The 23,759-nt window shown below is 51.6% G+C and carries 23 protein-coding genes; 3 read left to right on the top strand and 20 right to left on the bottom strand.

Annotation, left to right across the window (positions count from 1 at the left end; all coding sequences use genetic code 11):
- Window positions 1–32: 32 nt before the first annotated feature.
- The 8 genes from CWM66_RS07640 to CWM66_RS07675 form a co-directional block, all read right to left on the bottom strand.
- Window positions 33–1,001 (bottom strand): helix-turn-helix domain-containing GNAT family N-acetyltransferase, encoded by a 969-nt coding sequence (locus tag CWM66_RS07640; protein WP_107146434.1) that lies wholly within the window; start codon window positions 999–1,001, stop codon window positions 33–35.
- A gap of 170 nt (window positions 1,002–1,171) precedes the next feature.
- Window positions 1,172–1,807 carry a carbonic anhydrase gene (locus CWM66_RS07645; RefSeq protein ID WP_007373397.1) on the bottom strand — a complete coding sequence of 212 codons (636 nt, stop codon included), beginning with the start codon at window positions 1,805–1,807 and terminating at the stop codon, window positions 1,172–1,174.
- A gap of 116 nt (window positions 1,808–1,923) precedes the next feature.
- On the bottom strand, window positions 1,924–2,883 hold the full coding sequence (locus CWM66_RS07650) for a DUF523 and DUF1722 domain-containing protein (RefSeq protein ID WP_035887191.1): 960 nt from the start codon (window positions 2,881–2,883) through the stop codon (window positions 1,924–1,926).
- 153 nt (window positions 2,884–3,036) lie between these two features.
- Window positions 3,037–3,762 (bottom strand): MerR family transcriptional regulator, encoded by a 726-nt coding sequence (locus CWM66_RS07655; RefSeq protein WP_007373395.1) that lies wholly within the window; start codon window positions 3,760–3,762, stop codon window positions 3,037–3,039.
- Window positions 3,763–3,867: 105 nt separating this feature from the next.
- Window positions 3,868–4,545 (bottom strand): hypothetical protein, encoded by a 678-nt coding sequence (locus CWM66_RS07660; protein WP_107146435.1) that lies wholly within the window; start codon window positions 4,543–4,545, stop codon window positions 3,868–3,870.
- Window positions 4,546–4,629: 84 nt separating this feature from the next.
- A complete protein-coding gene (locus CWM66_RS07665) occupies window positions 4,630–7,731 on the bottom strand; it encodes an efflux RND transporter permease subunit (protein ID WP_107146436.1) in 3,102 nt (1,033 codons plus the stop codon).
- Window positions 7,728–8,837 carry an efflux RND transporter periplasmic adaptor subunit gene (locus CWM66_RS07670; RefSeq protein WP_007373391.1) on the bottom strand — a complete coding sequence of 370 codons (1,110 nt, stop codon included), beginning with the start codon at window positions 8,835–8,837 and terminating at the stop codon, window positions 7,728–7,730. The genes CWM66_RS07665 and CWM66_RS07670 overlap by 4 nt, the downstream gene beginning before the upstream one ends.
- A 74-nt stretch (window positions 8,838–8,911) precedes the next feature.
- Window positions 8,912–9,526, bottom strand: a complete 615-nt coding sequence (locus CWM66_RS07675; protein ID WP_007373390.1) for a TetR/AcrR family transcriptional regulator — start codon at window positions 9,524–9,526, stop codon at window positions 8,912–8,914.
- Window positions 9,527–9,615: 89 nt separating this feature from the next.
- Here CWM66_RS07675 and CWM66_RS07680 point away from each other — a divergent pair, with 89 nt between their 5' ends.
- Together CWM66_RS07680 and CWM66_RS07685 are read left to right on the top strand one after the other, a co-directional pair.
- Window positions 9,616–11,073, top strand: coding sequence for an efflux transporter outer membrane subunit (locus CWM66_RS07680; RefSeq protein WP_107146437.1), 1,458 nt, complete (start codon window positions 9,616–9,618; stop codon window positions 11,071–11,073).
- Between the two features lie 55 nt (window positions 11,074–11,128).
- On the top strand, window positions 11,129–11,599 hold the full coding sequence (locus tag CWM66_RS07685; protein WP_079516882.1) for a hypothetical protein: 471 nt from the start codon (window positions 11,129–11,131) through the stop codon (window positions 11,597–11,599).
- Window positions 11,600–11,721: 122 nt separating this feature from the next.
- Here the strand turns inward: CWM66_RS07685 and CWM66_RS07690 are convergent, their stop codons facing one another.
- Window positions 11,722–12,720, bottom strand: a complete 999-nt coding sequence (locus tag CWM66_RS07690) for an aldo/keto reductase (RefSeq protein WP_107146438.1) — start codon at window positions 12,718–12,720, stop codon at window positions 11,722–11,724.
- Window positions 12,721–12,820: 100 nt separating this feature from the next.
- On the opposite strand from CWM66_RS07690, the gene CWM66_RS07695 reads away from it, so the two are divergent.
- Window positions 12,821–13,738, top strand: coding sequence for a LysR family transcriptional regulator (locus tag CWM66_RS07695; protein WP_107146439.1), 918 nt, complete (start codon window positions 12,821–12,823; stop codon window positions 13,736–13,738).
- Window positions 13,739–13,842: 104 nt separating this feature from the next.
- Here the strand turns inward: CWM66_RS07695 and CWM66_RS07700 are convergent, their stop codons facing one another.
- The 11 genes from CWM66_RS07700 to CWM66_RS07750 form a co-directional block, all read right to left on the bottom strand.
- Window positions 13,843–14,733, bottom strand: a complete 891-nt coding sequence (locus CWM66_RS07700) for an oxidoreductase (RefSeq protein WP_007373385.1) — start codon at window positions 14,731–14,733, stop codon at window positions 13,843–13,845.
- A 135-nt stretch (window positions 14,734–14,868) separates the two neighbouring features.
- Window positions 14,869–15,774 (bottom strand): transcriptional regulator GcvA, encoded by a 906-nt coding sequence (gcvA, locus tag CWM66_RS07705; protein WP_007373384.1) that lies wholly within the window; start codon window positions 15,772–15,774, stop codon window positions 14,869–14,871.
- Between the two features lie 218 nt (window positions 15,775–15,992).
- On the bottom strand, window positions 15,993–16,502 hold the full coding sequence (locus tag CWM66_RS07710; RefSeq protein WP_035887163.1) for a DUF6622 family protein: 510 nt from the start codon (window positions 16,500–16,502) through the stop codon (window positions 15,993–15,995).
- 1 nt (window position 16,503) lies between these two features.
- Window positions 16,504–16,905: a hypothetical protein gene (locus CWM66_RS07715; protein ID WP_233218367.1), complete on the bottom strand. Its 402-nt coding sequence runs from the start codon at window positions 16,903–16,905 to the stop codon at window positions 16,504–16,506.
- A gap of 140 nt (window positions 16,906–17,045) precedes the next feature.
- Window positions 17,046–17,846, bottom strand: a complete 801-nt coding sequence (locus CWM66_RS07720) for a beta-hydroxyacyl-ACP dehydratase (RefSeq protein ID WP_107146440.1) — start codon at window positions 17,844–17,846, stop codon at window positions 17,046–17,048.
- Window positions 17,837–18,910 carry a citrate/2-methylcitrate synthase gene (locus tag CWM66_RS07725; protein WP_090397514.1) on the bottom strand — a complete coding sequence of 358 codons (1,074 nt, stop codon included), beginning with the start codon at window positions 18,908–18,910 and terminating at the stop codon, window positions 17,837–17,839. The genes CWM66_RS07720 and CWM66_RS07725 overlap by 10 nt, the downstream gene beginning before the upstream one ends.
- A gap of 3 nt (window positions 18,911–18,913) precedes the next feature.
- Window positions 18,914–19,723 (bottom strand): class I SAM-dependent methyltransferase, encoded by an 810-nt coding sequence (locus CWM66_RS07730; RefSeq protein WP_007373379.1) that lies wholly within the window; start codon window positions 19,721–19,723, stop codon window positions 18,914–18,916.
- The gene (locus CWM66_RS07735) at window positions 19,723–20,931 is read right to left on the bottom strand and encodes an AMP-binding protein (RefSeq protein WP_107146441.1); all 1,209 of its coding nucleotides are present in this window, start codon (window positions 20,929–20,931) and stop codon (window positions 19,723–19,725) included. Before CWM66_RS07735 ends, CWM66_RS07730 begins: the two co-directional genes overlap by 1 nt.
- Window positions 20,932–20,937: 6 nt before the next feature.
- On the bottom strand, window positions 20,938–21,600 hold the full coding sequence (locus CWM66_RS07740; protein WP_107146442.1) for a class I SAM-dependent methyltransferase: 663 nt from the start codon (window positions 21,598–21,600) through the stop codon (window positions 20,938–20,940).
- 51 nt (window positions 21,601–21,651) lie between these two features.
- Window positions 21,652–22,329 carry a 4'-phosphopantetheinyl transferase superfamily protein gene (locus CWM66_RS07745; RefSeq protein ID WP_107146443.1) on the bottom strand — a complete coding sequence of 226 codons (678 nt, stop codon included), beginning with the start codon at window positions 22,327–22,329 and terminating at the stop codon, window positions 21,652–21,654.
- A 15-nt stretch (window positions 22,330–22,344) separates the two neighbouring features.
- A complete protein-coding gene (locus tag CWM66_RS07750) occupies window positions 22,345–23,751 on the bottom strand; it encodes an AMP-binding protein (RefSeq protein WP_107146444.1) in 1,407 nt (468 codons plus the stop codon).
- Between the last annotated feature and the right edge of the window lie 8 nt (window positions 23,752–23,759).

Consider the following 23,759-nt stretch of genomic DNA (forward strand, 5'->3'; position numbering starts at 1 on the left):
TTCTGTGTGAGAGGCGCCTTCGGGCGCTTTTTTTATGCCCGCGAAGGCGAACCCGCATGCCTGTATCGGGTGAATTGTTGCTCCAGCATCGGGCGTCCCCACTGATCGCCCTGCCACTCTTTGCTGAGTGTAAAGCCACAGGATTCATACAGGCTGCGGGCCGCATGCAATCCGCTGAAGGTCCAGAGCTGTACCGCGTCGAACTGTTGCTCGTCGCAAAATGCCATCGCACGGGCCAGCAGTTCTCGCCCGACGCCGCTGCCCCGGCACTCCTCATCAAGAATAAACCAGCGCAGATGCGCCTCGTTATTTCCCAGATCTTCCCCGTCAATAGCCACCGAACCTACAATGCGCCCGTGACGAACGGCAAGCCAGATGCCGTTACGCGGATTGTCCAGCCGCCCGGCAAACTCCGCCAGCCCGGCAGCGACTTTTGCTTCAAAAAAATAGCCAAAATCATAGTGCTGCGAATAATAGCTGGCATGCATTTCGCTGATCCGGCCAATCATCCCCGGCAGATAACCGCTGACAATTTCCGGTTTTGCACCGCCCAGTTGCGCCACCCCGTTGCGGCAACTTTCCAGCGCAAAGGCGTAAGCGGATAATCCACGGGCGACCACTTCACGCTGCGCATCGCTCAGATGCTCCATCGCCTCACGCACGCGCATCGCGCCATAGCGGTTAATGCGGGCAACGCTCTCTTTCCCTTTTGCAGTCAATTGCAGTGTCTTAAAGCGCGCATCGTCAGTGGCCTGAACTTCCTGTAACTCCCCCGCTTTAATCAGCCTGGCCAGCATGCGGCTGACGCTGGATTTTTCCAGCCCCAGAATATTGACCAGTTGCGCAGCGGTGATGGCGCCGTGATGTTCAACTTCCAGCAAGGTATGCACAGCGGAGGGCGAGTAATCCGTGGCGGCAAGCGTCGAATTCATAAAGCCAAGTTCACGAACCATCAGCCGGGAGGCGACACGAATGTCATTAATCAGGTTGGGCGCTGTCATCATGTTTCCGCTACAGGATAGTTAGTTGTACTATACAACCACCTGCAGTACATCCTGTCAATGCAACAGACTGACGCTCACGGGAAAGCGCTGACGCCGCGCATAAAAAAGGCTGCCAGGCAGCCTTTACGTATTTATCGGGGCTGACGCTTCAGCCACGCAATAAAGTTTTATTCAAAATACACCGTCGGATTTTCGGCCAGCGAAACGTATTTTTTGCTGTTTTTATCCAGCGTACGGATTTCGCCGCTTTCAATATCGTAAACCCACCCGTGCAGACGCAGCGCGTTGTCACGAAGCCCGACGGCCACAGAAGGATGCGTTTTGATATTGTTCAGTTGCGCAATCACGTTCTCTTCGACCATCGCATTGACTTTGTCGGTTTCGTTTTCAAAAGTTCTCTTCTCAACAACGGCTCTTGCTGCATCTGAATAGTGCAGCCAGTGGGCCACCGCAGGCATTGGCTCCAGGCTCTGAGCGGTAGCGATCGCTTTCATCGCGCCGCAGTTGGAGTGACCACAAATCACGATATCCGTCACGCCCAGCGCCACAACCGCATATTCGATTGTCGCTGATACACCGCCCGGCTCCGGCCCGAACGACGGCACAATATTACCGGCATTGCGGATAACGAAAAGCTGGCCCGGCTCCTGTTGCGTCACCAGTTCCGGCACCAGACGGCTGTCTGAGCAGGAAATAAACAAGGCTTTCGGGTTCTGACTGGAGGCCAGGCTACGGAAAAGCTCTTTACGTTGCGGGAAAATTTCTTTCTGGAAGCTGAGGAAGCCTTCAATGATATGTTGCATAGCACGTTCTCTTTTTTTCGGTCTTCATTTCGGTTTGAGAAAAACCTCACGCCAAAAGTCCCGCATCTTGACGCAAATTGCAATAGTTCTCTGTCTGCATCTCTTTTTGCGTCCCGTCAGTTCACGGCGAGCCGCAGGCCAAGATTGGCGGGATAAGGCGCGAAATAGCTCTGTGTTTGCAGGTAACTGTCTGGATATTCCGCCAGATAGTGTTGCAGCAATGTTAATGGCGCAAGCAGCGGCAATAACCCGAGCCGGTAGTTGGTGATCACCGACAGCAGCTCGGCGCGCTGCCGACTGGTGAGGTGCCGGGTAAAATAGCCCTGAATATGCATCAGCACGTTGGTGTGATTCTTGCGCGAAGCGACATGTTTAAGGAGCGCCATAAACTGCTCGCGATAAGCGACAAAGAAAGCATCCAGATCCTTCCACTCGCCGAGCCGGGCAACAAAGGGACCGATTTTGCGGTACCCCGCCTGGTGATGAGCCAGCAACTGAAGCTTGTAGCGGCTGTGAAACGCCAGCAGATTGCTGCGGGTTAACCCCTCTTCACGTAGCGCATTCAGCTCATGCAACGCGAAGATCCGCGCGACAAAGTTTTCGCACAGCTGCGGATCGTGCAAGCGCCCATCCTCTTCTACCGGCAGCCACGGGTATTTTTTCAGCAGCGCAGCGGTAAACAGCCCGATGCCCGCTTTACGTCCGCGATGGCCCTGCTCATCATACAGCCGTACGCGTTCCATCCCGCAACTGGGCGATTTAGCGCAGACAATAAAGCCGGATAAGTTACTGACGGAAGGCAGAAAACGTTCGGCGAAAGCAGCCATTTTGTCCGTCACATCTTCCTGCGGATCGTGGCTAAAACGCATGCGGGTGTCGCCATCGGTCGTCTGGATCAGGCGCAATGCCGGGCGAGGAACCGGCAGACCGATGGCCATCTCCGGGCAGACAGGCTTAAACGTGACCCACTGCGCCAGTTCATCCATGACAAACCCCATGCGTTTATGTCCCCCGTCGAAGCGCACTGCGGAGCCCGTCAGACATCCGCTAATCCCAATCGTGGGTTGATGGTTCATAAATGCCCCCTGCGCTTAACGGGTATAAAAAGACCTACCTTAAAAGTTACACAACAGAGGATATTTGTCTAAGTTTTAAAAGATAAAATTTGTTAATGAATAAATATTACAAAGAGTTATTAGTCAGCAAACATCAAGCTACCGGGAACGTTTTTAAAGGGTAATAACGTCAAGGGAGACAACCTGCTGCCACTGCATAATCTGTTTTTTACGCGCGGCGCTCAGCTTTCCGCTGGTCACCAGCAACCATTTGCGCTGCGGGAAGATCTCTGGCGCCAGCATTGCCGGAGGAGACGGAAGAATATCAATACGTTGCCCCTGCCCGGTGCGCAGTAACGCTTCAAGCCAGATTTCACAGGGATCGTTAAGGTGCCAGCCGGTGAGCAGATAGTTTTCGCCGGGCGCTTTTTTATCCCTTTCCAGACAAAACGCCGTATAGGAAATAATGATGCCATCGAGAATTTCCCGCAGGGTCATCATCGCGGCAACATTGGCCGACACCTGGCCGCGCAGCGGGCGCAGCACTTCGCGTACCAGCTCACCCCTTGGATATTCGCGACCTGAATTATAAATGAGCTGACGCAGGGATTCGATTTTGCCCTCTTTCAGATGCTGAAGCATCGTCTGCTGAAGCGTCAGCCAGTTGTTCGCGTGACGGCTACCCGGGCGCGCCAGCAGTGGCTTCACCTGGCTGACAGGCACACCTTTTTTTACCCAGTCGAGTATTTTAAGCGCCTGCTGCACATCGTCATCATTGTACAACCTGTGCCCGCCTTCCGTACGCATCGGCTTGAGCAGACCATAACGACGCTGCCATGCACGCAGCGTCGTGGCGGGGATCCCGCAAAGCCTGGCAAATTCGCCGATCGAGTAGGACATGGGTTGCGCCTGATGAAAGAGGATAACGTTCAATATATCACGGATATTTCCCTGTTGAATGAGGCACCTGCCCGTCAGCCGGAGTACCGTAACCCGGCTATCGGGCTAATCCAAAGGATAGCACTGCGTCCAGTTGTAATTGATGCGGGCCAGTTTCAAACTGCCGGCGACATCACCATAATCACGCCCCTGCCGGGCGAGGAAGAATTCCCGCAGCGTCTGCGGTAAGTATGTTGCGCCGTAACGTAACAGTGTGCTGTGCCAAAATAACGGCGGCAAAGGTAACGCCGGGTGCCTGGCAAGCAATTCGTCCCGCCACGCTGAATGCAAAACCTGCTGGCAAAAAGCGTGGCGCATCGCCATCGCCTGTTCATCAGCGATCCCCGCAAGTAATAGCTGACCGGGTAACGCCACCAGGCGTAATGCACTTATCTTAATTGTCTGAGCGTGATAGCGCTTCCAACACGTTGTTAAGTGCTGGATCTTTTCCGGTAAGGGTTCCCCCGGTTCGTAGAGCGGCAATGTCAGGGGTAAAAAGGTGAAATGGAATCCTTCTGCGGGCAGGATATCCGCTAACGGATCGCGCCCGGCAAGCTGCTGTAAATCATCAAGCAGCGCACGGATCTGCGCAGGCATCTCTGGTTGGATCCCGGCGGCCAGCGCAAGCCTGCGCGGGTCGTAATACGCGCCGCGTGGCTTGCCGATACCCTGAGTTACTTGCCACTGCGCGAGTGTTTGTTGGTTTGTCGAAGAGTAGAGAGCATCCAGTTCGCGGTTCATCATCTGGCATCCCGTCAGCATAAAAAATAATGCTAGTACACAGGCATGCGTGGCTGGTATCGCAACGCATGCCCGGACAGCACAAGATTATTCAGGTTGTTTTACTGCGCGTTCCGCCGGTGAGGTTGCTGAAGCAGGAACTTTTATCCGGTACCAGATAGCGTACATCGCTGGCAAAAATACCAATGTGATAATAGTTCCACCGAATGTCCCGCCGATAAGCGTATAAGCCAGTGTGCCCCAAAATATGGAGTGCGTCAGTGGAATAAACGCCAGAATGGCTGCCAGCGCCGTGAGCAGTACCGGCCGGGCGCGCTGTACGGTTGCCTCAACAACCGCAGGGAACGGCGCAAGTCCTTCCTGTTGGTTGTGATGGATCTGACCGATAAGGATTAATGTGTTGCGCATGAGAATGCCCGAAAGCGCGACCAACCCCACCAGCGCATTGATACCAAAAGGTTTGTCAAAGAGCAGCAGCGTTGGCACGACCCCAATCAATCCCAGAGGCGCGGTCATAAAGACCATCACCATTGCCGACATCGAACGCACCTGCAGGATAATGATCAGTAGCGTCATGGCTATCATGATAGGGAATAAAGGTGCCATCGCTTTGGTGGCTTTTCCTGACTCCTCAATGGAACCCGCCAGCTCAATACGATATCCATCCGGTAGCGACGTGATGATCGGCTGAAGTTGCTTCATTATCGCCACCGATACATCTGGCGGCTGAAGAGAGTCGGCGATATCGCCCCGTACGGTAATGGTTGGCGTACGATCGCGACGGCGCAGGACAGGATCTTCCATACGTACCTCAAACGTCCCTATTTGCGACAGCGGAACGCGCTGCCCGGCCGATCCGACTAAGGTAAAGTCGCCGATTCTTGCCGGATCAAGACGAATATTCCCCGCAGCGCGCGCCATCACCTGTACCGAACGAATATCTTCACGCACCTGGGTGACTGGCACGCCCGAAAGCAGGAACTGAAGCTGCTGAGCCACGCTGCCCGATGTCAATCCCACCGATTGCAGGCGGTTTTGATCGAGCGTGAAATGCAGCGCAGGCACACGCGTTCCCCAGTCTGTATTGACGGTTCTCATCAACGGGCTGGCCTGCATCACCGTTTTCACTTTGTCGGCGATGTCACGCAGTCTGGCCGGATCCGGCCCCATCACACGGAATGCCACCGGATACGGCGAATAGGGGCCAAACACCAGTTGCGTAACGCGAACGCGCGCTTCGGGCGCAAGCCCATCAGCCACCGCTTCGCGAAGCCGGTGCTTGAGCGCATCGCGCGCTTCCTCGCTGTCGGTGAGCACAACAATTTTCGCAAATGAAGGATCGGGCAGTTCCGGCGCCATCGCCAGATAAAAGCGTGGCGATCCCTGCCCTACGTACGCGGTGACGATTTTGGCTTCTTGTTGTTCCTTGAGCCAGTTTTCGATTTTTGCCGCCGAGGCGCTGGTCTGCTCAATGGCGCTACCGTAAGGCAGTTGTATTTCCACCAGCACTTCCGGGCGATCGGAGGTAGGGAAAAATTGTTTTTTAACCAGCCCCATCCCCAGAATGGCGATGATAAAAAGCGCAATAACCGAGCCGGCGGCGAGCCATTTCCGCGCAATAACGCGGGTCAGAAATGCACGAAAACGGTTGTAGCGGCGGGTGTTGTAGATAGCCGAGTGCCCCCCTTCAACCGTTTTGATGTTGGGCAGCATTTTCACCCCCAGGTAAGGCGTAAACACCACCGCCACCACCCAGGAAGCAATCAATGCAATTCCCACAATCCAGAACATATTGCTGGTATATTCGCCCGCCGTGGATTGCGCAAACCCGTTGGGCATAAAGCCAACGGCCGTTACCAGTGTGCCAGCCAGCATTGGCGCAGCGGTGTGGCTCCAGGCGTAGGCTGAGGCTTTGATCCGGTCATATCCCTCCTCCATTTTTACCACCATCATTTCGATGGCAATGATAGCGTCATCCACCAGCAGCCCCAGAGCGAGGATGAGCGATCCCAGGGTTATACGGTCAAAATTCTTGCCCGTGGCTTCCATCACCACAAAAACGGCAGCCAATGTTAAAGGTACCGCAGCGGCAACCACGACACCGACGCGCCAGCCCATACTGAGAAAGCAGACCAGCATCACCACCAGCAACGCGACGAAAAATTTGATCATGAATTCGTCGACTGCCGAGCTGATATTGACGGACTGATCGGTCACTTTGCTAAAAGTCATACCGAGCGGCATCTGCGCATTAATATTGCTCGCCTCCGCATCCAGCGCTTTACCCAGTTCCAGACCGTTCCAGCCCTCACGCATCACGATCCCCAGCAGCAGTGCAGGTTCTCCCTGATTGCGCACCAGGAACGTTGCCGGATCTTCGTAACCGCGCTCCACCGTCGCCACATCGGAGAGTTGCAATGTTCTGCCCTGAGCGACAACGGGCGTGTTACGAATTTTCTCCAGATCGTCGAAAGCGCCATCAAGACGGATAAAAACCTGCGGCCCCCTGGCGTCTATCGAACCGGCAGGCGTCAACACGTTCTGGCTGTTCAGGGCAGAAAAAATATCCTGTGGAGAAATACCCAGCGTTGCCAGCCGATCGTGGGAGAACGAGACAAATATCCGCTCCGCCTGTTCGCCGATAATATTGACCTTTTTAACGCCGGGAACATGCAATAAACGCTGACGTAATGACTCGGCATCACGCACCAGCAGGCGCTGCGGCTCGCCCTTTGCTTTCAGGGCAAAGAGTGCAAAAGTGACATCGGAGAACTCATCGTTGATCATCGGGCCGATTACGCCTGTGGGCAGGCTTTTTGCCTCATCACCCAGCTTTTTACGCGCCTGGTAAAACTCCTCCTGAACCTGGGAAGGCGGTGTTCCATCCTGTAATGAGAGCGTGGTAAAAGCCAGCCCCGGTCGCGTGTAGGTCTCGCTGCGGTCATACCACTTAAGCTCCTGCAAACGCTTTTCCAGCGGTTCGGCTACCTGGTCCTGCATCTCCTGCGCCGTGGCGCCAGGCCAGGCTGAAATGATGGTCATCTGTTTGACGGTAAACGGCGGATCCTCTGCACGTCCCAGTCCAAAGAACGCGAGAATCCCGGCAACCGTAATCAGCAAAATGAGAAACAGTGTGATGGAACGCTCGCGCACAGCGAGCGCCGAAAGGTTAAACCGCGACGTACTCATGGCTGGCTCCCGGCGACACTGGCATCGTTCTGCTTAGCCAGCCGGATTGCCTCACCGTCATGCAGCAGATGCGCCCCCAGCGCCACGACCTGCTCGCCGGGCTTAAGGCTACCGGTCACGCTTGCCGCATCATCCCCCAGGCTTACCACCTGCACGGGTTGCCATGTCACTTTGGCGGGCTTGCCGGAAATTCGCCAGACGCCCGGCCCTTTACCGGCATCATAAATCGCCGCCAGTGGCACCTGGAGTAACTGATGAGACACATTCTCTTCGCCAATATGGAGCGTAACGGTGGCGCCGAGAGGAGCGTTCGCCAGAGCGCCCTCAAGGATGTATCGCGCCTCAAATGTACGCGTCAGCGGATCGGCGGCATCTGACAGCAAGCGTAGTTTTGCCGTCACCGCTTCGCTTTCGTTACCGTACAGCGTCGCCCTCGCCTCGCTTCCAGGTGCCGGGCGCAACGTTTCCGGCAACTGGACAATCGCCTCGCGCAGCCCGGCTCTGGCCAGCCTGACCACCGGCTCTCCGGCACTGACCACCTGACCAGGTTCAGCCAGCGTTTCCATAACCACGCCATCGGCGTCAGCCACCAGTAACGCGTAGCTCATCGCATTTTGCGCCACGCTGGCCTGCGCCTGAGCGGCGCTCAATTCCGCCTTCGCCGTCGCCGCAGCCGCTTTTATCTGATCGTAAGCCGAAGCAGAGACCGCGCCTGCCGCAACCAGCCCCCGATAACGCGCCTCATCATCGGCCGTCTGCCTGGCGCGCGCCTGTGCAGCCGCAACGGCTTGCTGCTGGGCCTGCGCCTGCAGATGCAGATCGACGGGGTCCAGACGCATTAACGGCTGCCCTTTTTTGACGGTCTGGCCGGTATCAACGAGACGTTCAAGGATCTTACCCGACACCCGGAAGCCTATAGCGCTTTGAATGCGTGCCACAACAGTACCCGTAAAGGCACGCGAGGAATCGGCTGCGCCCACCACCGTCACCGACCTCACCAAAGGTGGCTGGCTACGGGGATCGTCGACGCTGGAAGCGTCGCCGCAGGCGACAAGCGCAAACGGCAACAGGCAAAAAACAAAGGTGGCAAGTGTGGGCCTGAGCATGGGTTCCCTTATTTATTTAACAGGACAGGAACCGCATTCTCAAACTAGTGACCAATATTGTCAATAGTCACAAATTATGGCGACAGGCTGCGCAATATCAGTGATGCCAGCAATACAGCGGCCGTCGGGGCTGTTTCCAGATTATATTGCAGCTCAACCGGGCTGATATACGGGAGCATGACCAGATAAATCGCATGCGCGGCCTCGTCCAGCGGCGTTTTTCTTTCAAATTCCCCCGCCTGACGCCCTTCAACAAGGATTGTTTCAATCAGTTCTCGCAGATGCTGCTTATAGGCCACCACTGACGGCCAGTTATCCCGCGCTGCCACAGCGGCAATGTCGTATAGCTTGCGATCGCAAAAAAATAGATCGCTGCCAGCTTCCGTTAACGTTTTGAGTAAACGCCGTATTTTTTCAGAAGCGGTCGGCGCATCCGCGATGGCGGTATTGACAATGTCCATGATCATCGCCAGCCGGTTAGCACAGATAACTTCGCCGATAGCCTGCTTGGAGTCGAAAAATTTATAGATGTATGCCTTGGAGAAACCGATCGCTTTCGCCAGATCGGACACCGTGGTTTTCTCATAGCCAAAATGGCTGAAGTGCTCAGTGGCCGCTTCAACGACCTGATCGCGGACATTGTGATCCGTCGGGCCTCGTGAAGGGGTGGTGTTCATATCTTTAGTCATTTTTTCAGCTTAGCTCAATGCGCCCGGATTGACAACGAGTGACCATTTGGTAATGTAGTCACAACTTTATTTCGCCTCAAGGATTCACCATGTTTCCCCAACGTACTCTTGCTCTGGTTGTGAGTACCTGCATTCTGACGGGCTGCGCCGTTGGACCGGATTATCGTCGTCCTGATGCCCCGCTGGCGGAGCACTACCAGGCGCAACCGCAGCGAAACGCATCCGGCCCCGTCAGTTTCACAACCTGGTGGAAAGGTTTCGGGGATCCTCTCTTGAGTCAGTTGGTTTCAGACGCGCTCGCACAAAATCTCGATCTTGCCCAGGCATCCGCCAGAATGACACAGGCCCGTGCCGGGCTCGGAACAGCAACAGCGGCGCTACTCCCCTCGGGAAATATCAGCGGGCAAGCCGCTCGCGCGTATCAGTCGGTCGAAACCCCTCTGGGACAGGTTCTCAACTCGACGCCGGATTATAATCGCTACGGTAATTCCTATGAAACCGATCTCAACGCAAGCTGGGAGATTGATCTGTTCGGCGGGCTGCGCCGCGCTCGTCAGGCTGCGCTGGCAGATTATCAGGCCTCTGAGGCGGGCGTCGCCGCGACGCGCCTTGCCGTGGCGGCGCAAACGGCCGATATCTATATTACGTTGCGCGGATTACAGACCCGGCTGGCCATTGCAAATAATCAGGTCAATACGCAGCAACAACTGCTGGAAAAGGTACAACTGCTCCACAGCAAAGGGTTAGCGCCTGAATATCAGGTACACCAGACCGAAGGCGCGCTGGCGCAGGTTCAGGCTACCGTTCCGGTTCTGCAGAACGGAATTGATGCCGCAATGAATGCGCTGGACGTGATGCTCGGTACTCCACCAGGCACGCACCGGGCGCAGCTCTCTTCGCCTGGTGCGATCCCGCAGACACCGCAGATCGCCGCGATGGGGACTCCAGCAGAGTTGCTGCGCCGCAGGCCCGATATCATCGTGGCGGAGCGCCACCTGGCCGCATCAAGCGCCCGCATTGGCGTGGCGGTCAGCGAGTATTACCCGACGTTTTCACTCAACGCTCTGCTCGGCAGCGCAACGGCAGTCTCCAGCGGGAATCTGTTCACTGCGGGAGCCAGCCAGTCGGCTGGCGTGCTGGGTTTACGCTGGCGGCTTTTTGATTTTGGCCGTATCAACGCGCAGATAGAACAGGCGAAAGGCCAGCAGGCGGAAGCGCTTGCTGCTTACCGGTTGTCGGTATTACGCGCAACCGAAGATGTTGAAAATGCGTTCTCCGCGCTGATCAACCGTGAAACGCAGACAGCGACGCTGACGACGGGCGAAACCGCGCTGGCCAGCGCGCGTAAGGCTTCCTTTGTCGCTTTTCAGCAAGGGGCCGCCAGCCTGATTGATGTACTGCATAACGATGAAAATCTTCTTCAGGCATCCGATGCAAGGGCGCAGGCGCAGACCGCCTCTGCACGCGCAGCCGTGGCTGCTTTCAGGGCGCTGGGTGGCGGCTGGCAACCCCCTTCCGACGGCGGAACGGCCCGGCAATCCGGTTAAAGCGCGGCGGTTCTGGCGTTGTTAAAAAATTCTGTGCGCTGAGCGAAGAGAGATAATGGTGAAACGAATCGGTATTCTGGGTATCACTGATCTGACCGAAACCTTATTAGCCGGGTTATTCCGGCTTGCGCCTGACGCCCATGTTTTTCTCTTAGCCGATAGCTTTCATCGCGCCGAGGATCTGGCAAGACAATTTCCCTGTTGGATCCTCGATAACGATCGGGCGGTCATCGACGAAGCCGATATGATTCTTGTCAGTACAACAACCAGCACCGCAGAGCACAGCCAGCAGAGCACGACATACCGGCCTTCGCAAACCGTAGTTTATGTACAGACAGAGAGTGAAGTGAACCTGGCTACCCTCTCTTTACTGACCGCCACGCCGTCTATGGTCTTTTCCGCTGCGCAGATCGATGATCTCCTTTTTCTTCTTCATGCATTATTACCTGCAATCAAAACAGCAAATTCCATCGAACTTAGTTATCGCATGTTGCCTTCTGCTACATTGCGCCAGTCAGACCAATGAAGTAACCCCTACGCCCGGGCAAAATCCCGCCAATTTTTACCCGGATAAAATAGACCGCATTATGCCAATCTTGCATCTTACAGCTCCCTCCACCTGCGGCAGATCTTATGGATCGTCGGCTATTATTGGTCGATTAAATTAAAGTCACCTTCGTTATATCTCAGGCCGCAAACGCTCTCCGGGGTAAAGATATTATCCATTATGCTGATATCCGCACCCGATAACGGCAAACTGGCCGCGCCAGTATTGTCCTGTAAATGCGCACTATTTCTGGCGCCGGGAATCGGCACAATATCCTCGCCTTTGCTCATCACCCAGGCGAGCGCAAGCTGCGCCAGGCTACATTCGTATCGAGCGGCTACACTCTGCAACTGGCTGAGAAGTTGATGATTTTTCGCCATCGCCTCGCGTTGAAAACGAGGAAGCTGCCGACGGAAATCATCGCTGGCGAAGCCGGAGCAGTCGGTAATCTTGCCGGTTAAAAAGCCGCGACCGAGCGGGCTGTACGGCACAAACCCGACGCCTAATTCACGGCAAGCGCTGAGAATGCCCGCTTCCGGCTCACGCGACCAGAGAGAATATTCGCTCTGGACCGCAGTGACAGGATGGACTTTACAGGCGCGACGCAGGGTCTGCGGCGACACTTCGGAAAGCCCGATATGGCGAACTTTTCCCTCCTTGATCAGTTCCGCCATCGTTCCCACAACCTCTTCCACAGGAACATCGGGATCAATCCGGTGTTGATAAAGTAAATCGATGGTGTCGATATGAAGCCGTTGAAGCGATCCTTCGACCGCTTCGCGGATATGGTGAGGACGGCTGTCCACGCCCGCCATTCGCTCGATCCCGCGGCCATTCGGCAGAATACGGAAACCGAATTTTGTCGCGATCTGAACTTTATCGCGTATTCCTTTGATGGCCTTACCGATCAGCAACTCATTATCATAAGGGCCGTAAACTTCGGCGGTATCCAGGAACGTAACACCCATATCCACCGCTGCGTGCAGGGTTTTAATGGCCTGCGATTCTTCGACTCCGCCGTAAGCAAAACTCATCCCCATGCAACCGAGGCCTACTGCTGAAACCAGGAATTTATCTTTGCCAAGAAAACGTTTCTTCACCTTATTTTCCTCATCTGTAGAAGGTGATTACAGATATACTTCCCTTTAATATCGGTAACAATTAATATGTCCCTAATGCAGTATTCAATGGAAATTAACAATGAAAAAACTTCCCGACTTTCAGCATATCGAAATGCTTTTCCTTATTGTAAAGCATGGAAGTTTTCGCAAAGCGGCCAAAGAATTAAATCTTTCACCTCCGTCCCTGACCAGCGCCATAAATAATCTGGAAGAGAGATTAGGTGTAAGGCTTTTAAACCGGTCAACCCGTAGTCTTTCGTTGACAGCTATCGGCGAAGAATTCGTAAACAATATTACGCCTGTTTTTAATGACTATATCCGCGCCATCGACAGCCTCAATTCACACCGGGCGAAGCCAGAAGGCAAAATAAAAGTAAACCTGCCGCGTATCGTGCTTGATCTTTTCTTTCAGGAGTATTTTATTGAATTCAAAACAGAATACCCTGATATCACCCTGGAATTGTTCACCACCGACAAAAAAGTGAACATCATCGAATCCGGTTTCGATGCGGGAATTCGCTATATTCGGGATGTCCCTAAAGATATGATTGCCATTGCGTTAGGCCCCAGGCTTTCCCTTATTCCTGTTGCCAGCCCTGAATTTATTAACAAATATGGCGAACCGGATTCGCCACAGGAACTTGTTAACTTTAAATGTATTAACCGCTGTTTTCCCAGCGGGGAGATTTACCGCTGGGAATTTATCGATGAGCAACATAACATTAAAGAAATAGCGGTGAATGGCGATCTGATTGTTGATTCAGATGCAGCGATGATCCAGGCGGCTGAATCGGCACTGGGCATTGCTTTTGTTTATGAACCGCTGGTGCGTCAGAAAATTAATGACGGCACGCTGATTCGTTTATTACCTGGTTTTCCTTATCCCGCTGAAAATTTCTCGCTTTATTATCCAGGGCGTAAACATATTCCTGCGCCATTACGCACTTTTATCACATGGGTCATGTCGAGAAATAAACGTCTTAGCGAAAAGGACTGAAAGTTTGTTATTACCGGCTGCAGTGGAATCAGCACCCGGAGAGCCAGGAAAAAATCGCTTGCCCTGCTCTCTCTGCGCTTAAAAACGTGGCGGCCGAAAACGCGTTAACCCGGCCCCTCGCTCCCGGCCGCCAGCAGCGGAACCAGCACATCGCTGATGGGGACGGGAATGCCCTGCGCATGACCATAACGCTGTATTACGCCGTTGCGAATATCCCACTCCATGGGGCGATTAGCCTGCCGATCGGCCAGGATCGAGGTGCCTAAATCCGCTGGTGCGCGTTGAAAACCCTCAATAATTTCCTGCGGAACGTTATCGTGCAGTAGCGCGCCTTGCGCACGTGCAACCGTCAGGCATTCGCGCAGGTAAGCCAGCGCCAGTTCCGTTACATCGCCGCGAGAAAACATTCCGGCGCGGCGATTAGCCAGCACCATCAGACCTGCAACGGCATTTTGCAGCAGCTTGCGCCAGGCGATCGACGTAAAATCGGACGACAGCTCAACCGCACAGCGAGTGCCGCTGAGCGCCTTTGCCACCCGCTTTGCCTGCGGCACATCCGGCAGCGTAAGACGCGGTTTGACGCGCAGCCACACTGAGGCGTCTGGCTCACGCTGCGCCGGAAACCAGACGACAGAAGGCAGTATGCTGGCACCATTAACACGGCTTTCCAGCTGATTTTTCTGCTCAACGCCGTTTTGCAGCGCGCACACCACGGTGTTTTCATCGCACAGGGCGGCCAGCCAGTCGGCACAGTCAGCGACCTGGGTCGTTTTCACCGCCACAAACACCACATCGAAAGGATTGGCGATCGCAGCCGGATTGTTCAGCACCGGCCCCGGCACAACAATTTCTCCTTCATCGTGGCGCAGAACTAACTGTGAATGGGCAGTGCGCCCGCACAGTAGCGGCGTGCGGCCAACTTCGTGCAATACCGCAGCGATAGTGGTACCGATCGCGCCAGGGCCGATAAGCGCGATGGAAGGATAGTCAGACATCTTGAGCCCTCCTGGTTGATTGAATCATCAGCGTGCCGATTGCGTTCTCGCGGTCAGCATAGAGTGATGCTAAACAGCGCCCCCACGGATGAAAAGTGAAGTGTCATCATCGCGCCATGAGCAAATACTCATGCTTTAACGATAACTACGCTGCGCCTGCTGTGATTCGGCCAGCAACCAACTGCGGAATTTCACAATATGAGGCTGGGTTTCCGTTCCCAGAGGGCAGACGAAGTAATAGGCGGCCGGAGAAGGAAAAGGGATATCAAAGAGCCGGATCAGAGAGCCATCGCCAATCTCTTTTTCAACGTGCCCGCTGCGCGCCAGGGCAATCCCCTGCCCAAGTAGCGCAGCTTCAATCGTCATATTGGTATCGGCAAAGCGGACACTCTCATGCAGCACATCGGTGTTGACGCCGACCCGCTTAAACCAGGCGCCCCATTTCGGGACCAGATCGGCGCCGTCACGCGTCAGGAGCGGGTAGCGCAGCAGTTCGGCAGGTTTATCCGGCGTACCAAACCGCTGTAAAAGCGCCGGGCTGGCTACCGGAAAGAGCTGCTCGCGGAACATAAATTCCGTGTGCAATGCCGGATAATTACCGTGGCCGAAACGGATCGCCACATCCGCATCGGTGCTGGCGAAGTGAATGGCTTTATCCGTACTTTCCAGGCTGACCAGGATCTCCGGGTGCAATCGCGCTAACCCCGGTAACCGCGGAAGCAGCCACTTCAGCGCAAAGGAGTAAGTGGTATTGACGCGCAATCGCACCCGACCTTTTTGCTCACGCAGATCGCTAAGGGTGGTTTCCAGCTTGCTAAAAAATTCACGCACCAGAGGAGCGAGCGCGGCGCCAGCGGGGGTCAGGCTGAGGGGCTTACCGCGCTGAAAAAGTTGCAGGCCCCAGAGTTCTTCAAGGTTTTTTAACTGATGGCTGACGGCGCTTTGTGTAATACACAGCTCTTCTGCGGCGGAAGTAAACGTCGTGTGGCGGGTTGCCACCTCGAATGCACGCAGCGTGGCAATAGGAGGAAGATCACGCATCTTTCTGTTCCCTGTAATGAGCTAATACTCATAACACAATAGGCTCGATTGATTGTCAGGGAAACGGTGCCGCAGAGAAAACACACTATCGTGTGCTTAAAATAATAGAAGCCACGCTCAGAAACGCTCCTCAGTCCGGGAGCGTTCTGCATATTCTCCCGCGCATGTGCTTATCGGTGGCCCGGAGGCCAGGCAGTGATACGCTGGCGCCAATGTATTCAGATGCCTTTCTCGGCCTGTCGGGGCGTAAAATATAAATTTAGCGTTCCGCCCCAAAACACACCGTCGATAATTCCACTCAACAGACCAAACATAAGATTAAAATTAAACGCGTATTTCAAATCCGGTTCGACATTGAGAAAAAAAATCAACGCGAATTTGGTAGCAAAAGCAACAATGATAAATATCAGGGTCAATGGCGTACCCGGACGAATAATTAAATCCGTTCCCTCTTTGATTTTTAAACGCGGGCCAGAGCGCCAGAGCAACCAGCCAACGCTGCCGCCAATGAGTAGCCCCGCCAGCATGGATACCATTCCCCAGTGCGGGAATGCCAGTTCATTAATCACGCCGCTTCCCCCCCAAAAAAGGAAGATTAACGGCAACAGAAAAAGCCGTTTAACTTCCATTTCCCGGTCATTCAATGCATTTATTCCTCTCGCAATGAGAAAAACAAGCAAAATCCAGACCCATACAGGAGTTCCGGTCAAAATCGTTAATAATGACATATTATGCACCATGGTGTTTGACGCGATAAAAGTATCGCATGATGTTAGGAAGATATTTAGAAAAAAGAATACCAACACAGACCAGGCCAATAGTGGCCAGGCGAAGCTGGGGAGTCCATGCAAAAAATGCATTGAGCAGGCCATTGGCAAGAAAGATGATTGTCCAAATCCATGTAATATATTTGTTGATAAGGTAGAACATGATATGCCTGCGTTTCTCCTCAGAAACACCGGCACTGGCATAAAAAATGGTAAAGGGTTTCTTGACCAACAGACTCATAAACGAGACGAACGCGAGTGACAGATAACAAAAACTTGTTGGGTAATTCAGTAACAACGTAGACCATCCGGCAAAGTAATTAATAAACAGGATGATTACCGTCAGAATATTGGTAATCATCACTGGCTCTCCCTGTCGGACAATTTTAATGTTCACCACAATAATAAACAGTAAGATCACACTTAAGATCAGTGACCTTTCAACGATGGTTAACACGTTTTCATTGACCACCCATGAGTAGATACTCCACGGAATAAAGGAAATTATAATATTGAACATATCGCATCATCCTTTCTATATTTAATAGAAAACTTGCCGCACGTGCATCGTTTTTTAGTTTCCGAATGAATATAAAAAACACCGCCCGAATCACACCCGGCATCTCGTTTAATGGAAAGCAGATAGGCATTTCCCGGATAAACCGCTTCAATAAATTTGACTTTTTCCAGCGCAACAAAAGCGATATTCTCCGCCGTCTCGCACGACGCTAACGAGAGAACCATGTCAATCAACAATGAACCGGGACATACGGCCCGGGAGGGAAAGTGCTCCTGAAAAAGCGGATGATGCGCGTTAAAGGAAAAAGAATAAGTATCCCCGGTTAACGGAGAAACATTATATAAATCACCGAGGAATGATGGCGAGGCGTTGTCGGAAGCCGATTCAGGTAAGTAGACCTTGCTGACCATGATAATAGCCTGCGCAATAACAGCGCGGTGATTATCGCGTGGAGTGGCCTTACAGTGAATACGGTAAGCATCATTAATAAGTTCAATATGCCCTTCAACGCGTAACAGTTCGCTATCAAAATTGGCGGCAGAGTCAAACTGTTCCACCATCACCGGCAGATAGCGCCAGGTTGGATCGGTATTTTTCGAAACCGCAGTGGCGAAGCGAACGGCAAATTGATGCAAGGCTTCGAGTAACAAACCCGGTTTCAGGTAGTTATGCGCTAAATCCCAGTGGGAAATATTAATTTGTCCGCAAGCCGCCGCCGATCCCGTTAAGGCTATGCCCTGACATATCCCGAGGAAATTTGCTCCGATGCGATGACTTATAGCCATGATTGGGGAACCTTTTTATATTTTTCTCTTAAATCCTCTGATGACAAACCAAAGGAGTGGGCGCTAAACCGCGCTTGATAGTGCGCGAGAAGTATCGGCACCCGACAGACAAAAAAGGCCAGCAGCCCCAGTTCAGGCATAACCCGGTGCGCGCTCATGACGCTGGCAATTAAAAAATCGACATTGGGTTGCAGCCCGCTGTTGTCCGAAATGGCACGGGCAAGTGCACTGAAGGGCCGCATCAACATGTGAAAGCGTGAAAAGAAGAAATCGACCCGGACATCATTGCGCATGATTGGATGACCAAACCCCGGCCAGGGCTTGTCCTTGCAGTAATGGTTTGCCGCGGCATCAATATTCCCTTTTTCAACATCATCAATGACGCTGGACAGCCTCATGATCGCATATTTACAGGCGCCCATATGCGCAGGCCCGGTGGCACAAAACCCACCGATTAATGCAGAAATAACATCGCTCTTGGTACTGGCAATAAACCTTACCGTGGTGGTAGTAGGCGTCACAATACCAAACCCGCCCAACAGCAGAGACATAAACCGGCAACGCGCCTCATCATCCAGGCCGGAAGAGGCCGCCTTACCGGTTAACGCTAACCAAAAATAGTGTTCAAAACTTTTGCAATTTTCGATCGCCGGTAAATCAATAAATGACTCCGAGGAACGCGTCAGCGAAATAATCCACGGCATAAGCAAGATAATTTTCAGACAGTCGCCATCGTTTACCGGTGCCATAACCTTACACTGTGCCGCCGACACTTCAACTTGCGACAATAACATCATAAATCGCTGCATTAAGGTCAGTGATGGCAATGCGTTGATCAGTTGATGCATCGCTTTAATTTTCGTTACAGGGTCCGTTTGTTTCAGTTCGGTGCTGGCGCTCTGAATAAGCCGATCCATCTGTTCTTCATTAACGAGGCTGCCGGTCAGTGCAAACCAGGCATTCTGCAAATAACGGTTTGCATCGGCAATGTCGATCAAATTGCATCCACGAATAAACAACACGTTATTATCTAAATCATAATTATCAATAACATCATCTGACATGATTTACTCCTGTTGCTCCGGCGACAGGCGGTAGAGCCTGATGTTGACATTATTGAGCGTGGTTTTGGCGATAAACTGCTCAGCCATTTCATCAGCATTCAGATATCCTGACTCATAAAGAAAGTTAGGTTCCCGCTCGATCACATCGACCGTTTTGGTGATCGTTTTTTTAATGGCAGCGTAGAGGTTTTTCTTATTCATAATGGAAGAGGACAAAATGATCACATCCATATCCTTATAATCAAACGCTTCTCCTGGCTGGCATAAAAAACGAACGCGATGCGCCTCCACGTCTTTAGGTATACGCCAGCAATCGAAAACATTTTGCGCCTGCGCTACCGCATCCTGAATAATATCCAGCGCGGTTATTTGACATGCTGAATATTTTGCCCACATCAGCACGCTGGTTGGCATCGGCCCGCAACCCACATGACAAATATTTTCCGCATCACTGCGGATAAGCGCCCTTTCTGCATTGTAGAGTTGGCGATAAAAATCGATAAACTTATTTCTGTTATTGCTGATACTCTCAAGCTCAGATTGCGGGATCGCCAGGCGCCTGGACATCATTCCTGACATTTGCTCTTCATATTTCATTTCATAGTCGAGCGCTTTACGATCCAGTTCCGCAAGAAGATCCTTGTGGGTATCAATAAAGGTATTAAAAACGGCGGCATCCTCTCTACGTGCAGCAGAAAATTGCATACTGATATGCTGGAGCCTGTCGTAAAAATCCATAGAAAAGAGTGAATGCTCATCAATCGGATGCGAATTCACTAACACAATTTCATGAAGCAAGTGATCAAGTTGCATTAGCATGACTCCCTTGTGTCGCAAACCAGCAGACATTTCCCTCTGGGTGAAAAAAGCAGAGCGTTATACTCAACAACGGTGAGATTGATATGTCCCCGGTTTTTCATATAGGCTTCATAAATATCCGGCAAATGACAGATTTCGTTCTCCAGCCCGGACAAATCAGAGGCATGAGATAATCCGCAGCAGATTTTAATATCCATGATTTCTTGTCTCTCAGCGGATAACGACAAGACGATTTGAACAATCGCCTCAGGCAATCGTTGATTAATCATTCTGGCTATTTTTTCATGGCTAATCAGATTGCCCATGAAATTAAAATCTATCGCGTTGCGTTTAATACCCTGAAAATAGAGTTGATTATTTTCAACGGATAATTTGCCCATATCCCCTACCGGATATCTGACAAGTTTACGTGAGGCATCCGGGTCCAGCGACGTGACCAATAGCCCTTTTTTATCGTCATATTCAAAGAAGAAGTCATCGCTGAACAGCAGATATTTATTATGATGCCCCTCGACAGACATCCCAATGAAACCGCACTCCGACAGGCCGTACAAACCGATTACCCGAAGGTCATCGCCCAGTACCTCGCGCAGATACTTTTCATGCGCGGCCAACATCGGTTCACCGGTAAAGACCACTTTTTTAATGGACAGCGGAACCCCAAGCCGGAGCATAGTTTCCACAAACTGAACGAGAGTGGCCGGCACACCAAACAGCGTCGAGAGCTGAATTTCGGCCAGAAAATCGAAATGATTCTTCTGCAGCAATGCAATATCGCCGACCGGAACCACATGCGCGCGACAATGTTTTAAAATTTCACACGCCGAATAGTGTAAGGATGAAAACAGGTTAATCGTAAAGAGGTTACCAACGACGTTTCCTGCGGAAAAAACCTGCCGTGACCGCAGGTTATGAATTAAATTGTGCTCCGATGCGCTGACCGCGTCCTTGCTGGATTTTAAACGGACGCTGATCATTTTCATCGCCCCGGTGGTGCCGCTTGTGGCGCCAAGCAGCATCGGTATTTGTTCAGCCGCAGGGTCCCGCTGCGTCAAAGAACCACTGTCGCCAGTGGTTGAATAAACGTGGGAACTCATCCTGACTGAATCACGGAAGGCCGCATAATCGAATGCCTGGCATCCGGTGATTGCCGTAATCCGCGGTTGCATTTTTGCATACATCTCAGCGCAGCAATAATCCATGATGGCTCAGGCCTTTTTAATAAAAATTTCACAGCCCAGGGCAGCAAGACCTTCTCCGCGCGTCACTGTCCAGCTTATCCCGTCAAGATCGCAGCAGTGCATAAGCGCGGTAAGACTCGCCAGCGTGAATTTTTCTTCCGTGGACATATTCGTCACGCCACACTCGCTACGTGATTGATTGAAAACACCCAGCGCGGTCTCTTCTGCATCGGCCAGCGGTTCGTGGATAATAATGCGACCGCCGCTATCCAGAACACGACACAGCTCCTGCAATCCTTTTGCAGGTTCAGCCCAGTGATGAATAACGGAGCGGGCATAGATCATTGAAAATGAATTATCGGGAAACGGTAAATTACTGACGCTGGCTTCAACGATGTTGAATACGTGCTGGCATTTCAGCTCGCTACATTTTTTAACGCAAAAACGCACCATGCGCGGATCAATATCCACCCCATAAAAGGAGTAATCAGTGAGTTTTTGCGACTGGAACAGGTCGAAAAGCATATGGCCGGTTCCCATACCAATATCCAGAATCTTTTTTCTCGGCGAAGTAATACTGGCTGCTTCTTCCAGAATCCTTTCCTTTAAATATTCGTTCCACGGTGATGTACCTTCTGTCGCGTAAGTTTCATAGTGTTCAGGTGTGATATCTACCAGCAAATCGTTCATACCAATATTCCTTAAATATATTGATGGCTATGCCACAGGATTGTTAAAAAGTTAACCGGGTATTGCGACGCTCATCTCTTCATATAACAGATCATCTAAAATGATTGATGTTAAAGATGCATTCAGCAAAACGACGGTTATTACGGATTGTTCAAGGTAATAGCAGTTACAAATAAACGTCCTTCCCTTAAATTCAGGTACTTTGCCAAGATAGCGGAAAACGCATCTCACCCGATTATGTGCAACTAATAAATAATCATTGATATCAAAAGTACATGCCGAAATGGCGCACAATGCCTTATACAGACTCTCCATACAGCTGAATATCGTGGTGCATAAACGGTTGTCCGGCGCCTGCTCCAGCGAGAAACGGGCATATTTTTCACAATAATTCAGCATAAATGGCCTTGGTGCTTTCGCCTTTTCGATAAACTCGATATCAATCCCGACAGAATGAATCCGCGGATCATTATTCACCAACATAACGCTTTCATTCCGTCCATGGCTTACGGAACTGTGGGCCATATCGACGCCAGACAAAATCCTGTTAAATATATCGACAAAAAGCACTCTGGCCATTTCACGGCACAATATCTTTTCCGCTGTACGCGTTGTTGAGACCGGCAAATAGCGATGAAGCCTGTCGACATTTAAATAAGCGGCATAAAAAGAGTGACTCACAATGCACAGATAGTTGTTTGCATGACGATTAACATACACTTTATTCATGCCACGACTCTTACCCTATATTGCACATTTTATCTTCCCTGTTTTTGTCGTAGCGATTTCTCTGACATTTATTCTGAATGCATACTGATACCATTTATCTGACAATAGCTTGGTGATTGTCTTTATCTGCGCACTGCTCGCGGACATATCAAGATTGAGATAAAGATCGCCGTTCTGCGCTTTTGAAAAATAGTGTCGCAGGCATCCGGCATTCTTCACAATATCATTTGAAATAAGCTGAACCGGAATAAACTTGCCGTTGTGTTTGAATTCATTCACCGCTCTGGCAATCCAGTAATAACATTCGGCTTCATCTTTCACAAACAGATCGCCGGAATCAAACCATTCCGCTCGCGGCTTTAATTGCAGGTAGCTATCGACATAGCCATCACAAGCGAAAGGCGTTTTATAAAACATCCGGCACACTGAATCAGACGCCTCCACATCGACGGGACGCAAATCAATTTTGATGCTATCCGTCATGACCTTACCGGGCGCTACAACGCCATATTTGCTGGTTTTTTCAATATCACCTGGCGACCGAATCCCATTATGAAATAAACGAGGCCCGGATTCGGTCTGGCCGAAGTTATTCCACAATGTATTGCAGGATGAAAGGATGCTCGCTGCCTGCACGGTAAGCAGACGATCGGATGCATTCAGGATATTGTTTACGTGAATTCGGCTTTTGGTAAAAATTTCGCTGACTGGCAGCATCCAGTCGCCGATTAAAGGCAAATTGGTAATGCTGTAGTGTGAAACAAGTTCACCAATATTGCTGATGTGGAATTTTTCAAATACCAGTCTACTTTCCGATAAAAATGCACACAGCATGGTTGAGAGACCATACATATACTGCACCGGAAAATAACACAATGAGCGATCTTCATTGCCGAGCTTGAGATACTGGCTCACCGCACATGCGTTTTCAATCAGTGTATTTTCATGATACTGGATCAGCTTAGGCGTACTGGTTGTTCCGGAGGTGCAAAAATAAAAACGCGCACACGTATACTCAGTAAAACCATCAAGCTTCTCGCTCGCAAGCGTCGAACAGCGGTCAAATGAGATATTAATCCGCTGGTTTATCGTATTAATATCCCTGACTTCATTGCTCATAACCAAAGCCGCAATACAATCTGTATCAACCAGCATATCAACAATGTCAAGGTCATGAATATTGACTATCCAGGCTTTCAACCTGAGCGCAGAAGCAACAAAATAGCTGATCATGCCTTCGAAATTATTTCTAATCACAAAAACAAAAAGCTTATTTTGTTCCACCTGCGGGCGATGACGAAAATATCTGACCACGCTACTGGCACAGCCCTTTGTCAGCATGGTGACATCATCTGACGAATATTGACTGTCATGACAAATTACTTGCCAGTTTCTTTCTAATAAGGAATGCATTGTTAGCATGATGTCTG

It is taken from the genome of Kosakonia sp. H7A (assembly GCF_003028445.1).
Classification (GTDB): domain Bacteria; phylum Pseudomonadota; class Gammaproteobacteria; order Enterobacterales; family Enterobacteriaceae; genus Kosakonia; species Kosakonia radicincitans.

Bases quoted from the DNA above. Each gene is read 5' to 3' on its own strand.
- CWM66_RS07745 (WP_107146443.1), bottom strand. From the start codon at position 22,329: ATGAATAAAGTGTATGTTAATCGTCATGCAAACAACTATCTGTGCATT.
- CWM66_RS07710 (WP_035887163.1), bottom strand. From the start codon at position 16,502: ATGTCATTATTAACGATTTTGACCGGAACTCCTGTATGGGTCTGGATT.
- CWM66_RS07720 (WP_107146440.1), bottom strand. From the start codon at position 17,846: ATGGCTATAAGTCATCGCATCGGAGCAAATTTCCTCGGGATATGTCAG.
- CWM66_RS07655 (WP_007373395.1), bottom strand. From the start codon at position 3,762: ATGTCCTACTCGATCGGCGAATTTGCCAGGCTTTGCGGGATCCCCGCC.
- CWM66_RS07680 (WP_107146437.1), top strand. From the start codon at position 9,616: ATGTTTCCCCAACGTACTCTTGCTCTGGTTGTGAGTACCTGCATTCTG.
- CWM66_RS07665 (WP_107146436.1), bottom strand. From the start codon at position 7,731: ATGAGTACGTCGCGGTTTAACCTTTCGGCGCTCGCTGTGCGCGAGCGT.
- CWM66_RS07675 (WP_007373390.1), bottom strand. From the start codon at position 9,526: ATGACTAAAGATATGAACACCACCCCTTCACGAGGCCCGACGGATCAC.
- CWM66_RS07730 (WP_007373379.1), bottom strand. From the start codon at position 19,723: ATGCAACTTGATCACTTGCTTCATGAAATTGTGTTAGTGAATTCGCAT.
- CWM66_RS07685 (WP_079516882.1), top strand. From the start codon at position 11,129: ATGGTGAAACGAATCGGTATTCTGGGTATCACTGATCTGACCGAAACC.
- CWM66_RS07700 (WP_007373385.1), bottom strand. From the start codon at position 14,733: ATGTCTGACTATCCTTCCATCGCGCTTATCGGCCCTGGCGCGATCGGT.
- CWM66_RS07695 (WP_107146439.1), top strand. From the start codon at position 12,821: ATGAAAAAACTTCCCGACTTTCAGCATATCGAAATGCTTTTCCTTATT.
- CWM66_RS07740 (WP_107146442.1), bottom strand. From the start codon at position 21,600: ATGAACGATTTGCTGGTAGATATCACACCTGAACACTATGAAACTTAC.
- CWM66_RS07750 (WP_107146444.1), bottom strand. From the start codon at position 23,751: ATGCTAACAATGCATTCCTTATTAGAAAGAAACTGGCAAGTAATTTGT.
- CWM66_RS07735 (WP_107146441.1), bottom strand. From the start codon at position 20,931: ATGGATTATTGCTGCGCTGAGATGTATGCAAAAATGCAACCGCGGATT.
- CWM66_RS07640 (WP_107146434.1), bottom strand. From the start codon at position 1,001: ATGACAGCGCCCAACCTGATTAATGACATTCGTGTCGCCTCCCGGCTG.
- CWM66_RS07650 (WP_035887191.1), bottom strand. From the start codon at position 2,883: ATGAACCATCAACCCACGATTGGGATTAGCGGATGTCTGACGGGCTCC.
- CWM66_RS07670 (WP_007373391.1), bottom strand. From the start codon at position 8,837: ATGCTCAGGCCCACACTTGCCACCTTTGTTTTTTGCCTGTTGCCGTTT.
- CWM66_RS07645 (WP_007373397.1), bottom strand. From the start codon at position 1,807: ATGCAACATATCATTGAAGGCTTCCTCAGCTTCCAGAAAGAAATTTTC.
- CWM66_RS07725 (WP_090397514.1), bottom strand. From the start codon at position 18,910: ATGTCAGATGATGTTATTGATAATTATGATTTAGATAATAACGTGTTG.
- gcvA (WP_007373384.1), bottom strand. From the start codon at position 15,774: ATGCGTGATCTTCCTCCTATTGCCACGCTGCGTGCATTCGAGGTGGCA.
- CWM66_RS07660 (WP_107146435.1), bottom strand. From the start codon at position 4,545: ATGATGAACCGCGAACTGGATGCTCTCTACTCTTCGACAAACCAACAA.